This is a genomic window from Mesorhizobium sp. P3_A9, assembly GCF_056402975.1.
Genome location: NZ_JBFUGJ010000841.1, coordinates 1 through 524, shown reverse-complemented (window position 1 = coordinate 524; position 524 = coordinate 1). Strand labels below are relative to the sequence as shown.

Genomic DNA, 524 nt, shown 5'->3' with positions numbered 1-524 from the left:
ACCAAATGGGACGGCTTTCGCTGCCTGGCGTTCAAAGCCGGCGATGCGGTGGACTTGCGAGCAAAGTCTGGCAAACCGCTCGGCCGTTATTTTCCGGAAGTCGTCGCGATGTTGCGTGACCTCAAGGCCAAAGACTTCGTGGTCGATGGCGAGATCGTCATCGACATTGACGGCTCTTTCTCTTTCGATGCGCTGCAAATGCGGTTGCATCCAGCCGAAAGCAGAATTCGGAAACTGTCTGTCGAAACACCGGCCAAGCTGATCCTGTTCGATATGCTGGCAAGTCCGCATGCCATCCTGATGCATCAACCGCTGTCTGCGCGGCGCGCGGCGTTGGATGCGTTCGTCAAGGCAGCGGGACATGCCGATCTCGAATTGTCGCCTTGTACTCGGGATTTGACGACGGCAACCGAATGGCTTGGCGAATCCGGTCACGGATCGACAGACGGCGTCGTCGCTAAGCTTGTCGAAGGCGAATATCGGCCCGGCGAGCGCGCCATGGTCAAGGTCAAGCGGCTGCGCAC

1 protein-coding gene is annotated in these 524 nt (G+C 58.6%); it reads left to right on the top strand.

Annotation, left to right across the window (positions count from 1 at the left end):
• The coding region (locus tag AC1DX0_RS37040) for an ATP-dependent DNA ligase (protein ID WP_477359675.1) at positions 1–524 on the top strand (524 nt) is incomplete at both ends.